The sequence below is a fragment of the Halomonas sabkhae genome (genome assembly GCF_030409265.1).
Lineage (GTDB): Bacteria > Pseudomonadota > Gammaproteobacteria > Pseudomonadales > Halomonadaceae > Halomonas > Halomonas halmophila.
The window spans coordinates 17,299-30,523 of sequence record NZ_JAUFPM010000008.1 but is presented as its reverse complement, the minus strand read 5'-3'; the positions used below and the strand labels follow the sequence as shown (position 1 = coordinate 30,523).

Below are 13,225 nucleotides of genomic sequence, written 5' to 3'. Positions count from 1 at the left end.
TGCAACCCGTCACGCTGCGCGTGGCCTACTGTGAGTTCTCCAGCAGGTAATCCACGGCCGCCTCGACCTCGGCGTCCGAGAGGTTGGGGTTGCCGCCCCTGGCCGGCATGGCGTTGAAGCCATTGATGGCGTTGCTGTACAGCGTCTCGGAGCCCTTCTCCAGGCGCGTCGACCAGGCCTGGCTGTCGCCGATCTTCGGCGCTCCCGCCACACCGGCATCATGGCAGGCCACGCAAGCGTTGTTGTAGACCGCCTCGCCTCCCATGGCACTATCGCCAGCGCTCTGCCCGCCGCTGCTGGCCGATGCGGCCTGGGTGCCGCAATCCTCACCCTGCAGGCACAACTCGCCCTCCGGGGCCAGACGCTTGGCGATGGCCTCGTGACTCATGTCGTCCTGTGCGAAGGTCAGGCCCGTCAGGCCGAGACAGGCCAAACCTCCCACGATCCACTTGCTGGCACTCACTGCGGCACCTCTTGATGAAGGGTCGGCAAGCCCGGCGGTTTATCATCGGGTTGGCCAACCATGCCATGTTGATCAGTATAACCAGCATGGCGCCAAGTGGAGCGATATGCCACTACAAGAAGTTCACGCTGACCTCATGATGTGTTCGCCTAGGGCATCTTGGCGATACCCCGGGAGAGGGAGGTAGGTTGCTGCGGAAGACTACATCGGCTCCATGGTGTAGCGCAGGATGGCCGCGACACCACTCTTGGCAGGCATCAGCTCACTTGGTACGAAGATAACCTCACCGTCGAAGCTGATGACGAATTTGGCGATCGAGTCGAGCACGTCTTCCGTGCCGGCATGGTCATAGTCGACCTTGCCATCTTCGGCCTTGACGGTGCCTTCGACACGGACACTCTCGTCGACCAATAGCGTCCCCACCTGACCAATGGTGGCCGAATAGGCTACCTGCTCGAGGTCACTCTCGCCTTCGCCGTGGGAAGCCCTTTCCTGATACTGCTCGATCAACTGATCAAGGTCGGTACGCGTAGCCTTGTAGGCCACCTCCCAGGAGAGCTCACCCAGCTTGTGTTGGCGAATCGCCTCAAAAGGTTCTTGCTCTATACCGGTCTCCAGCAGATTCGGGTGTTCGCTAACTTCACGGAACAGGCCTTGATGTTCGGAGACCATGGCCAGCACAAGCGGACGCTGTTTGCGGCCGCTGTGGTGATCTCGGATAGCCTTGTCGATAGCCTGGAAGTATTGCTTCAGATCCGTGCTATCGTCGCCGCTACGGTCACCATCCTTGCGGTTGGCTGATGCCTCGGTCTTGCCGAGGGCCTCGCCCATACCGCGCGGGACATCACTGTGCAGCTCGACTTCGGTCAACTCCTCCTGGTTGCCGTTGTACAGAGTCACATCGTGCAAGCTGATACACAGCACCTGATACTGCATCCAGTTGGAAGCTTCTCGCAGTGCCGGGCGAATGTGGAAAGCATCACCCACGATAGCCAGTGAGCTGTCGGGACGGGTCATCATCTTCCGGGCTTGAAAGCGATGAGGAGAAACGAAGACTGCCAACCCATTCTGTTGATGGGTCCAGAATTCGTCGGTGGTGCCGATCGATTCCAGCTGCTCGATCAGTTTGGTGCGCTGAGACTTATCTATATCCCACTGCTCAAGCTCTTCAACGACCTTCTTGACCTGGTCCTTGTAGAGAATGCGGTTTTCTTCGCGATAGTTGGAAACGGGCGATGTCGGTACGTAGATGCTCACGCAAGGCGACTCATCGGCCTTCAAGAGCATATTGACATCGTGCCATTGGAGAATGGGGGCTTGGGTCTCGTTCGATTTCTCTGCTGCTGTAGCCATGGAAATATGACTCCCTGAATAGCAAGTTTCTTTGGTGTTCACCTCCTGACGTGCTGACGCCCCGCGTGGCTTTCAAGATAATGAGCGCCGATTGCACATTTGGGCGACGCACCGTGCACCACAAGACCCGCCTTAATGGAGATGCAGGAGTGGGCGGCTAACCCGACATAGCGTTGTCGGCGGCTGGACAGCTGAAAAGCGGCAAGGTAGGATGTCGCCCGCTTTGCCATGATTGGATTGGCAAGACCCGAAGGCTTCGCCTGAGGGGAGCGTCAGCAGCGCGCAGCGCTGCCGGCGAGCGGAGTCCTTCAATGCTCCGACAATTTGGAAACACGCGCCCTTAGCTCAGCTGGGCGACGCCGGAAGAGCAGAAGCATCGCTTCTGCCCGGCGGAGCGCCGGCCGCCATGCAAGGCGGACGGCCGGACCCGAAGGCTTCGCCTGAGGGGAGCGTCAGCAGCGCGTAGCGCTGCCGGCGAGGGAGTCCTTCAAGGCTCCGACAATTTGGAAACACGCGCTCTTAGCTCAGCTGGGCGACGCCGGAAGAGCAGAAGCATCGCTTCTGCCCGGCGGAGCGCCGGCCGCCATGCAAGGCGGACGGCCGGGCCCGAAGGCTTCGCCTGAGGGGAGCGTCAGCAGCGCGTAGCGCTGCCGGCGAGCGGAGTCCTTCAAGGCTCCGACAATTTGGAAACACGCGCCCTTAGCTCAGCTGGATAGAGCGTCGCCCTCCGGAGGCGAAGGTCGAAGGTTCGAATCCTTCAGGGCGCGCCAGACATCAAGGGCCTGCGAGCAATCGCAGGCCCTTTTCTATTACTGCCCCGCCATTTGTACCTCAAGGCCAGCATCAACAGGTGATGGGTGATCTATTTAGATAGATCAAAATCGCATTTTGATGTGTTATTACAGATCAATGGTTCTTGGGCTTTACTGCATAGTGTGATATGACTTAGTAGATCAAACTTACCATATGATGCAGAAAAATAGATCAAATGAGCTATGTAACGGAAGAGCTCGCCGCGCGTCTCAAGGCCGCACGAGAAGCCAAAGGGCTCAGCCAGCGGGAACTGAGCGCGCTAGCCAGTGTGCCGCAGTCGCACATCTCGAAGATCGAGAACAATGCCGTTGACCTGCGCGTCTCAAGCCTTTCCTCCATCGCCCATGCTCTGGACATGGAGCTGATGCTCGTACCCCGTAAGGCGCTTCCGGCTGTCCAGTCAATCACCCGCAGCGTCGCCAGCGCGCCGGCTGTCAACGCCGAATCACAGCGAGAAATCACCCGCATCCGCGAGATGGTCGATGCGCTCGCATCCCGTGCATCCGGCGCGAACTTCGAAAATCTTCAACGCCGCATCCGCGAGATCACCCAAATCCAGAGCCAGATTGATCCCGAAATTCTGCAAAAGGTAAGGCGCATCATCGAGTCTATCGAGTCCTCGTGCAGCAATGAGGCTGTCAATCGGGCGGCCGAAAACATCCGCTCTTTGCGCAATCAGCTCGCCCATCGCGCAGCGTCCCATGAGACGCCGCGTCCGCCAAGACCGGCCTATCGGCTGGAGGAGGATCAAGATGGCTGATGTCTCTGTCCTTGATGTCCTGCTCTATGGGGAGCCTATCGGCACTCTTACCAATGTCGGTGGAGACCGGACGATTTTCGCCTTCAACGAAGACTATATCGACAACCCTGACAGGCCGACCCTGGGGCTGGCCTTCAAGGACGAATTCGGCGCGCTGCTAACCGAGTTCCGCGCCTATCAGAAGCGCGTCATGCCTTTTTTCTCGAACCTTCTGCCCGAAGGGTATCTGCGCCAATACCTTGCGGAGAATGCGGGCGTAAATCCCGAGCGCGAGTTTCATCTGCTTTGGGCACTTGGTCATGACCTGCCCGGCGCGGTCACGATCAAACCCGCTGATGGCGAGGCATGGCCGCCAGTTGGCGGCGAGAGTCCCGATGCCGGTGACACCGAGGGTGATCGCCGCGGGAACGCCTTGCGGTTCTCGCTTGCAGGGGTGCAGCTAAAATTCTCGGCGGTTCTCGCACCGACGGGCGGCCTGACGATCCCGGCCTCCGGCGTTGGTGGCTCATGGGTCGTTAAGCTTCCATCGCGCGAGTTCGAAGGCGTTCCCGAAAACGAGTTTTCGATGATGACGCTCGCGCGCCTTACCGGAATAGACGTCCCGCCGATTGATCTTGTCGATGTCGGCAGCATTAAAAATCTGCCCGAAGGAATCGACAAGATCGGCCAAAGGGCCTTCATTATCGAACGTTTCGACAGGCTGTCTGACGGTAGCGCCGTCCATGTCGAGGATTTCGCGCAGGTCTTTGATGTCTATGCCGAACAAAAATACAAAACAGCGACCTTGCGCAATATCGCGCAGGTGCTTGCCGCCGAGACCAATGACGCTGATATCGCCGAATTCATCCGGCGGCTGGTGTTCTGCGTTCTAACCGGAAATGGCGACATGCACATGAAGAACTGGTCGCTCATTTATCCCGACCGGCGAAACGCCGCTCTCGCTCCGGCCTATGATCTCGTCTCGACCATTCCCTATATCCCCAACGATGATATGGGGCTCAAGATCAGCCGAACCCGCGCCTTTGCCGAGCTGACCAATGACGAACTTGAGCATTTGGCAGCTAAAGCCGCCATTCCCGAAAAACTTGTTCTGGATACGGCGCGCGAGACTGTCGCACTTTTCCACCAGCACTGGCAGGCGGAAAAGCACAATCTCCCGATGACAAAGCAAGTCCGCGAGACCATCGAGGCTCATATCAAGAAGCTCCCGATAGCGCGATAAGGGGGCTTGCGGTGGACCGGCCCTGGCATCGGGGATATCCGGGCTACACGCTGACTCGGCACAAACGGCCGAAGCTGACACCGGTGCCTCACACATGAATCAGGTCCTGCCGAGGAAGTGGTTCGTGCAGCAGGGCCTGGTCTCGGTACTTGATGCGGTAAGAGGGTTTAGCCGTTCTTCATGAACCGCCGTGGTACGGAACCGTATGCCCGGTGGTGTGAGAGGACGGGTGAGGTGACTTCCCCTCCTACGCGATCTGCCGCGAGCCCTTCAGTCCCTCTCCTGGAAAGTCCGGAAATCCTCCTCGGCGATGTTGTCGCCCAGAAAGTCCAGAAACGCTCGAACAGCCGGCAGTAAACCGCGTCGTGAGGGGAAAACGGCATGTAACACTCCGCCACGGGGTTCCCAGCCAGGCAAAACGTCAATCAGCGCCTTGTTGTGCAGGTCCCGGTGCCCGACCAGTAGCGCCATTTTGGAAACGCCAAGGCCCTCCAGGGCTGCCTCGTGCAGGGTTTCAGCACTGTCCGTCACCAACCGGGGCTGGTGGGGGATCTGAGCCGTTGCCTCCTCTGGCCCCACCAAGTCCCAGGTATGCTGGCGGTCGTACTGGGCAAAATCCAGACTCGGGAGCTGTCCCAAGTCTGCCGGGGCCCGTGGCCTGGGGTAATGCTCGAAAAGGCTTGGCGCAGCCACCAGACGCTGAGGGCTATGAGCCAGTACTTTCATGTTCAGGTCGCTATCTTCCAGGGGTGGAAAGCGTACCCGTATAGCCAGATCAAAGCCTTCCTTGATCACATCGACCCTTCGACTGGTGGCCTCGACCTGTATCGAGACTTTGGGGCACTGCGCCATGAAGCGCACCAAGAGTGGAGTGATCAAGTAGTGCAGGACACTGGGAGAACAGCTGAGTCGCACGGTCCCGCGTGGCTCTGCGCGGTTACGTTCGATGAGCTCCTCCGCTGCCTCGGCTTCGACCAGCATCGCCACGCAGTGCTGGTAGTAAGCCCGGCCAATCTCGGTCACTGAGAAGCGGCGCGTCGAACGGTTGATCAGGCGCGTCTCCAGGCGCTCCTCCAGTTGGATGATATGGCGGCTCAACTTCGATTTTGGTATGCCCAGTGCTCTTCCGGCCGGCGCAAACCCTCCATGGTCAACCACTTGCACGTAGTAATAGAGATCGTTGAGATCCTGCATGCCACTGTCCTGTTTTTGATACGGTCTGTGCCGAATTGCCCATCTACCTGAATAATCGTGCATGTAATAGCCTTCTGGTCATCGGGCCAAGTGCCTCTCCAATACTCGGGAGATTGGTGATGAAGAAGATTCAGGAAGTATATGGCGCACCGCAGGGCCACTGGGTCGGTAACGGGTTTCCCGTTCGTTCCCTGCTCAGTTATGACCGCATGGGGGCCCAGCATATCAGCCCTTTTCTGCTGCTGGACCATGCTGGCCCCTATTCCTTCGAGCCAGCATCGCAGCCCAGGGGGGTGGGACAGCATCCGCATCGCGGGTTCGAAACCGTCACGCTCGTCTATGCCGGGGAACTCGAGCACCGAGATTCCTCCGGGGGTGGCGGACGTATCGCCGAAGGCGATGTTCAGTGGATGACAGCGGGTGCAGGGATTGTCCACGAGGAATTTCACTCCGAAGCCTTGACTGCTCAGGGAGGTCGGATGGAAATGGCCCAGATTTGGGTCAACCTACCCGCTCGGTTCAAGAATGTGTCGCCGGCTTATCAAACGCTGCACCAGGCCGATATTCCCAGTGTGCCGTTGGAGAATGAGGCCGGTGTGGTTCGTGTGGTAGCAGGTGACTATCTGGGAGAGAAGGGGCCGGCTCATACTTTTACGCCGCTCAACATGTGGGATATACGGCTCTCCATGGGGAAGGAGGCGGGATTACATGTTCCGGAAGGGCATACCACACTGCTGGTGGTTCTAGAGGGAACAGTGCTGGTTAACGGTGAAACCCTGGTGCGCGACGAGAGTGTCGTGGCGTTCGAGCGAAAGGGCGAAGAAGTGAGCCTCGAGGCCAACAACAACGCCAAATTGATATTGCTGAGTGGCGAGCCCATTGACGAGCCTGTAGTGGGCTATGGGCCCTTTGTCATGAATAGCGAAGAGGAGATTCGGCAAGCCTTCTCAGAGCTTCAGGGGGGGCCGGTTCGGTGCCCTGCATCCCTAGCGGCATTGCCGCTAGGGCAAGTGTCGGCAACCAGTCGGTTGCCGTATTCTGCGAACGAGGAGGAGCTGCATCGTGACTGGCGTAACGACATCGAAGGCTTCGGTGGTCTGCTGGCCAGTCATCTGCCTGCTTACTCCAATCTGATGCAGAGCTACTCTCAACAGGCAACCACCTGATTTATCGGGATCGGCCTACCGGCCGAGCCTGTTCTTTGAGCTGTGATAGAGGGGAATGCTACATGAGTACGCGATTCGCTGAAAATGAGTCCGCTGCGCCGATGGATTGTCCCATCATCGATGGCAAGCGCCAGATTCAACACCTTACCCCCCGCACAGCTGATGTCGGGGGAATCCCTGTGAGCCGGGTGCTGCCCACACGCCAGCGACGTCTGATTGGCGCATGGTGTTTCCTTGACCATGCAGGGCCTGCTGTCTTCAAGGGCGATGCCGGGGGCTTGCGAGTTGGGCCTCATCCCCATATCGGCTTGCAGACCTTCACCTGGATGCTCAAGGGGGAGGTGTTGCACCGGGACAGTCTGGGACATGAACAGGTGATAAGGCCTGGTCAGGTCAACCTGATGACCGCGGGACGAGGCATCAGCCATACCGAGGAGTCCGTCGCCGGTGAGACAGATCTTCATGCGGCGCAGCTATGGATCGCGCTACCGGAAAAAGACCGTCAAACCCCGCCACGCTTTGACCACTACCCGACGTTGCCTGACTGGGAGGAAAATGGCGTTGATTTTACCCTGCTCACGGGGGAATTTGCCGGCTATCAAGCGCCGACACTGGCCTTTTCGGAGTTGGTGGGTCTCGACATGGTCAGTCCACAACAAAAGGAGGTGACACTTTCCTTACGCCAGGATTTCGAATATGGCTTCCTGCCTCTGGAAGGCACACTCGATATTGAAGGTGAGGCATTTTCTCCCGATGAGCTGGCCTATATTGGGCGTGGGCGAACGTCCGTCACACTATCGCTGCCTGCTGGTGGGCGGGTCATCCTGATAGGAGGCGAACCGCTTGAGCAAGACGTGTGGATCTGGTGGAACTTCGTTGGGCATAGTGTTTCCGAAATCGCTGAGGCCCAGCGTGACTGGGAGAGCAATAGTGACCGCTTTGGTAGCATCCCGGGCTATGACGATGAACGCCTGATGCCGCCGCCTTTTCCCTGGAAAGTCCGCCAAGACCCATAGGCGTATCATGACGAATCCGCCAAGTGGCAGTGTCCCCATTTCAGGAGTAGATGACGTACGTAAAGCGTGAACGCCTGGCCCTTATGGCGACGCTTCCGAACTCTCTTCCCCATGCCCCTGGGCGATATCGTGCCGGCTGAGCACGACCACGTCTCGCGGCCACCATTCCGGGTGGTCATCACGCACGAAGGCCAGCAGTTTTTCCCTGACGCTGGCCTCGACCATCCAGCTTGAGATCGGATCCGAGGCCATCAAATAACAGGATATGACCTGGGTATGGGTGTTTTGTGCGGTGATGCAGCAGAACAACTTGTGGTGCTCGATGACATCCTCTTCCGCCTTGGCGAACTCGACGAACTTCTCGCGAATCTTCTCGATATCCGCGCTCAGATGCAGCGTCAGCTCCACACAGCGGTATTCCTTGGCTTCCTTGGCTGACATGTTCTCGAACGGCTTGGACGCGAAGTACATGACCGGTACCACCAGGCGGCGCTCGTTCCAGATTTTCAAGCGTATGAAGGTGAAGAAGATGCCCTCGACATGACACCACTGGCCTTCGAAATACACCAGATCGCCCACTCGCACGGGCTTGGCCAGGGAAAGCTGGAAGGACGACAGGATATTGCCGAGCACGGCCTGGCCGGCGATACCTACCAGCACGGCCAGCACACTGGCCGAGGCCAGGATCGAGAGTCCTAGTGATTCGAAGAGCCGGACCTGACCCAGGACATAGATGGTCACGACGGTGACCGAGACCAGAATGACCACCCGACGGATGGCATACAGGGTGGTCAGCAGCTTGCGGTCGTCCTGGGATTTGGTGTCATCGATATCGCCCACCATGCGTCGTGTCATCTTGAGCATGATGGTATCGACCAGGCGCAGTGCCATGGCACCGGCGCCCCAGGCCAGCACGGCGAACAGCAGCACCCTCAGGGTGGTCGTGGCCACCGCCGAGAAGGATACGATGTAATTGAGCATGGCCTGGGTGACGAGCGACATCACGATCAGCGCCATGGGCACGCGAATCTTTTCGACGAAGATGCTGCGCGACCCCGAGGGTATCAGCGGCTTGATGGTGCCGAGCAGTGCGTGCACACCCTTGCCGATCATGGCAATCGCCAGCAGTACCAGAGGCAGAGCAATCCACTCCCAGATCTTTAGCAAGCCCAGCGAGGCTTTCAGGCGCTCGGGTATGTACTTCTCGAACTCGCGTGGGCCGTAGGTTTCGTAGAGTGCCGTAATACCCGCCACGCTTTCCGGCGTGACCAGCCATACCGGGCTCGCATCACCGGCCTTGTAGCGGCCCAGGCGAATGTCGTACATGTGGTCCGGCGTATCCAGGGATGCCAGCTCGATGGTGCGTCCGGCAGGCCGGGCCTGCGAACCCTGACTCGCGCTGCCACTGACACTGCCATCCTGGCGGCTGGGCAGTTCGGAAATCTGCAACCACTTGCCGCGCTGCAGGATCGTCGCCAGGCGCTCGGCGAGCTGGGCTCCGCGTTTGCGCTGTTGTGGCAGGGACAGGTCATTGAGGTTCAACACATGCGCCGCGGCCTCGAACTCGCCCTGCTCGGTGAGGTTGCGAAAGGTGCGCATGGCCTCACGCGGCGTGCGTCGGTCGACCAGCTCGGGAGCCTGGCCCAGCCCGCTATTGAGGGCGTTGACGCTATACCAGCCCTGTTCACTGGCACCGTCCTGGGCCACGGCGATGCTGGTACTGGCCAGCAGGAACACGACCAGCATCAACCACTTCTGCCATCGAACCATGTGCTTCATCTCTGTTTCACCGGCCTGTTCCGAGAATTCGTCCGCTAGTGCCACGAATCATCCCAGCCGCCCGGTGGCGCGTCCAGCGACTCGCGAGGGTCTGCCCCCAGTATCGATTCGGATATGTTTCACGTGAAGCGAGGCAGGCCTGAGCCCGTTCCATCATCAAAACGATGGATATCATCTTCCCCCAGGTAGTCACCACTTTGCACCTCGATGACCACCAATGGCATCAGGCCCGGGTTTTCCAGGCGATGGCGGTAACCGACAGGGATATAGGTGGACTCATTGGTTCGCAGGAGGAAGTCACTGTCTTCATTGGTGACTCTGGCCGTGCCGCTGACGACTACCCAGTGCTCACTGCGATGATGATGCATCTGCAACGAGAGCGAGGCCCCGGGCTTGACTTCGATGCGCTTGATCTTGAAACGGTGGCCTTCCTCGAGGACCGTGTAGGTGCCCCAGGGTCGGTGTACCTTGCCTTGGTGCCACTGGTGTTGGCTGTCATGGGACGCCAGGCGTTCGGCAAGTTGCTTGACGTCCTGGCTGCGATCCCGGTGAGCCACCAGCAGGGCGCCAGGCGTATCCACGATCACCAGGTCTTGTACGCCGAGTGTCGCGGTCAGTGCATGGTGGCTATGGATGTAACAGTCCTGCGTGTCTTCCATTTCCACGTCACCCTGGACACGGTTGCCTTGCGCATCGGCAGGCGTGAGATCCGCCATGGCCTGCCAGGATCCGATATCGCTCCAGCCTATATCACAGGGTACGACCGCTAGCTTCGAAGAGTGCTCCATGAGAGCGCAATCAATGGAGTCGCCGGCCAGTGCGGCAAAGTGCTCAGGGTCGAGTTGTGCCACGCTGTGTTTTTCCCCCTCACTGTAGCGGGCAGCATCCAGGGCCGCCTGAGTATGTTCCAGCAGGGCAGGGGCATGCTGTGCCAGCTCTGCCAGTAGCGTTGCGGCGGTAAAGCAGAACATACCCGAGTTCCAGAAGTGTCGCCCACTGGCCAGGTAGTGTTCGGCCGTGGCCGGGTCCGGCTTTTCGGTGAAGCCCAGTGCCGGCTGGATGGGCGATCCTGCCTGGTGGACGGCTTCACGGATCTCGATATATCCGAAGCCGGTCTCGGCGCGAGTCGGTGTGATACCGAAGGTCACCAACTGATCATCGGCCGCCGCCACGGCAGCATGCTTCACCGCCTCGGCAAAGGCGGGCTCATCGCTGACCCGGTGATCGGCGGGCAGCACCAGCAGCATGGCGTCTTCGCCATAGCGTTGCTTGAGCTCCAGCGCGGCGGCGCAGATGGCGGGGGCAGTGTTGCGTCCGCAGGGCTCCAGCAGGTAGTGCAGCGGTTGCTGAGGCGCCAGGGCCTGGTATTCATCCTCGGTACGAAAAAACAGCTCGCGATGCGTGACCGTCGTGACACTCTCCATGCCATCTTCACCACAGGCGAACTGGCCACGTTGATAGGTCTGTTGCAGCAGGGAGGTTGCGCCATCCAGCCGCAGGAAGGGCTTGGGGTGCGCTTTTTGTGAGATTGGCCACAGTCGGGACCCGGAACCGCCCGCGATGATGACGACATGCATGTGGTGGCCTCCGCTAAGGGATGGACAGCCCAGGATGATGGCCTGGGTGGTGCGCTTCCCGACAGCTTACAGGCGAATGTCCTTGAGCTGCAGTACGGATTCGAGGATGCGCCTGAGTCGTGCAACTTCATTGGCGAGGCTCTCGCCTGCCAGCATGCCGACCCCCAGCACCAGCCCGCGACGCTTGTCCCGGGGGCTGCAGAAGGGGCTCAGTGGGCGAACGATGAGGTGCTCCTGCAACAGGTGCCGAGCAACGCGCTCATCGTCGAACTGCGGGTCGAGCTGAACACACAGACTGATGCCCCGTGAGGGCGGCGATATATCGATGACGCCTTCGACCGAGGCCAGTTGATCGTGCACGACCTGCTGGCGTCCCAGGTAATCACGCTGCATGCGGTGATAAATGGCATCCAGGTCGCCATCGGCAATGAATTGCGCCAGAACGGCCTGGTCGAGCATGCGTCCTTCGCGAAAAACCTCGCTGCGCAGCCGGTTCATGACACCCGCCAGTGCCTTGGGTACCACCAGATAGCCCAGCCTCAGTCCCGGAAACATCAGCTTGGAAAACGAGCCGACCAACAGGTGATGACTCGAGGTGGGGTCGAACAACAATTGGGCATCTTCATGGCCGCTGAATTCGTAGTCGTCCTCGATGATGTAGGCAGGTTGAGCTGACTGGCATAACGCCAGCTTGTGATCCCGGCAGGTCGGTGTGCTCAGGGGGTAGTGATGAGTGCCGGTGAAGTAGGCGAGTTGGATAGGGTGGTCGGTCAAGTCCTCCAGCGTATGCCCATGCCCTGGGTACCAGCGGACTCGTTCGGGCAGCATGCCCATGGCGGTGAAGACGTTGCGGGCGCCCCAGTAGCAGGGCGATTCCATCAGCACGCGTTGCCCGGCATCGGCCAGGGCAATGGTGCATAGCTCAAGGCCGTGGTGGGTTCCCTCGGTGATGATGATCTGTTGGGTATCACAGTCGATATGCCGCCAGCGGCGCAGCAGGTCGCGAATCTCGCGTTTCAGGGGGCCATAGCCGCCACTCGAGTAGGACAGTAGCAGCGCGTTCTGTGGCACGGTCACGCTGGTATACAGCTGGCGCCACTTGCGCATGGGGAAGCGGGCGATGTCGGGGATGCCGGGGACGAAGGCGCCGCTCTGGATCAGGCCGGCGCCTTTTTCGTCCAGCACGGCCTGAGCACGTGCGGATAGCGTCACCGAGTGCTCCGGTGCTACCTCATCGCGTGCTGGGCCGTCCGGGTGAGGGCGACGCGTCCAGGTACCCTGGCCATGACCGGTATGCAGATAACCATCGGATATCAACGACTTCATGGCCCTGGCCAGGGTGTTTCTGGCCACCCCGAGCGCCTCACAGATGGTGCGGTGCCCCGGCAGTCTGGCGCCCAGCGGCCAGTCATGGCGCACCACCTCGCGCAAAGCCAGCTCCAGGCGGATCTGCTTGCCGAGGCTCTCCGGCTGACGAGCGTAGCGTTCGATCAGTGGTGGGAGGGGGGCTTGTTCCATGGCGAATCACCGGACGAGACCTTGGGAATCGCTGCTTAAATGCCTGCGCATGCAAATCGCTTCGTTGCGCGGTGCTCGAAAGCTCGCCTAACTATCAGTTATGTCTCGCTTTCTGTGCTCCGTGCGCCTTGCGCTTCACTATGCTCGGCGATTTATTCAGCATTTCCCTTGCGGGCTGGCATGACCGTATTGTCGGGCATAGAGGCTTGATTATCCGTCTTTCCTGTCCAGTGGTCTAGTCAAGGCCAGAAATGGTCCATACCTGCCGGAAGTCCGATGCTGATAGCTTGTCACCGATCGGCTCGGCCATTCGGCGATCTCGTCTGACGCGAGTCTCCGCCAATGCCTGCAAGATCATGACAAC

10 protein-coding genes and 1 tRNA gene are annotated in these 13,225 nt (G+C 59.5%); 5 read left to right on the top strand and 6 right to left on the bottom strand.

Annotated elements, in window-relative coordinates; all coding sequences use genetic code 11:
* Positions 1 to 25: 25 nt before the first annotated feature.
* Both QWY79_RS06085 and QWY79_RS06080 read right to left on the bottom strand, forming a co-directional pair.
* Positions 26 to 463, bottom strand: coding sequence for a c-type cytochrome (locus QWY79_RS06085; protein ID WP_290270913.1), 438 nt, complete (start codon positions 461 to 463; stop codon positions 26 to 28).
* Between the two features lie 201 nt (positions 464 to 664).
* Positions 665 to 1,816, bottom strand: a complete 1,152-nt coding sequence (locus tag QWY79_RS06080) for a baeRF3 domain-containing protein (protein ID WP_290270912.1) — start codon at positions 1,814 to 1,816, stop codon at positions 665 to 667.
* A 693-nt stretch (positions 1,817 to 2,509) separates the two neighbouring features.
* On the opposite strand from QWY79_RS06080, the gene QWY79_RS06075 reads away from it, so the two are divergent.
* From QWY79_RS06075 to QWY79_RS06065, 3 genes are all read left to right on the top strand, one after another.
* Positions 2,510 to 2,586 (top strand) — tRNA-Arg (locus QWY79_RS06075).
* Between the two features lie 218 nt (positions 2,587 to 2,804).
* A complete protein-coding gene (locus QWY79_RS06070; protein ID WP_290270910.1) occupies positions 2,805 to 3,389 on the top strand; it encodes a helix-turn-helix domain-containing protein in 585 nt (194 codons plus the stop codon).
* On the top strand, positions 3,382 to 4,611 hold the full coding sequence (locus tag QWY79_RS06065) for a type II toxin-antitoxin system HipA family toxin (RefSeq protein ID WP_290270907.1): 1,230 nt from the start codon (positions 3,382 to 3,384) through the stop codon (positions 4,609 to 4,611). Before QWY79_RS06070 ends, QWY79_RS06065 begins: the two co-directional genes overlap by 8 nt.
* Positions 4,612 to 4,881: 270 nt before the next feature.
* On the opposite strand, the gene QWY79_RS06060 is transcribed toward QWY79_RS06065, so the two are convergent.
* Complete coding sequence (locus QWY79_RS06060) at positions 4,882 to 5,805, bottom strand: LysR substrate-binding domain-containing protein (protein WP_290270906.1); 924 nt, start codon at positions 5,803 to 5,805, stop codon at positions 4,882 to 4,884.
* Between the two features lie 119 nt (positions 5,806 to 5,924).
* On the opposite strand from QWY79_RS06060, the gene QWY79_RS06055 reads away from it, so the two are divergent.
* A complete protein-coding gene (locus QWY79_RS06055) occupies positions 5,925 to 6,971 on the top strand; it encodes a pirin family protein (RefSeq protein ID WP_290270904.1) in 1,047 nt (348 codons plus the stop codon).
* 62 nt (positions 6,972 to 7,033) lie between these two features.
* Positions 7,034 to 7,987 carry a pirin family protein gene (locus tag QWY79_RS06050; protein WP_290270902.1) on the top strand — a complete coding sequence of 318 codons (954 nt, stop codon included), beginning with the start codon at positions 7,034 to 7,036 and terminating at the stop codon, positions 7,985 to 7,987.
* Positions 7,988 to 8,068: 81 nt separating this feature from the next.
* On the opposite strand, the gene QWY79_RS06045 is transcribed toward QWY79_RS06050, so the two are convergent.
* From QWY79_RS06045 to QWY79_RS06035, 3 genes are all read right to left on the bottom strand, one after another.
* Positions 8,069 to 9,757: a mechanosensitive ion channel family protein gene (locus tag QWY79_RS06045; protein ID WP_290270899.1), complete on the bottom strand. Its 1,689-nt coding sequence runs from the start codon at positions 9,755 to 9,757 to the stop codon at positions 8,069 to 8,071.
* Between the two features lie 128 nt (positions 9,758 to 9,885).
* Positions 9,886 to 11,343: a mannose-1-phosphate guanylyltransferase/mannose-6-phosphate isomerase gene (locus tag QWY79_RS06040; protein WP_290270896.1), complete on the bottom strand. Its 1,458-nt coding sequence runs from the start codon at positions 11,341 to 11,343 to the stop codon at positions 9,886 to 9,888.
* A 66-nt stretch (positions 11,344 to 11,409) separates the two neighbouring features.
* Complete coding sequence (locus QWY79_RS06035) at positions 11,410 to 12,861, bottom strand: aminotransferase-like domain-containing protein (RefSeq protein WP_290270895.1); 1,452 nt, start codon at positions 12,859 to 12,861, stop codon at positions 11,410 to 11,412.
* Positions 12,862 to 13,225 lie beyond the last annotated feature (364 nt).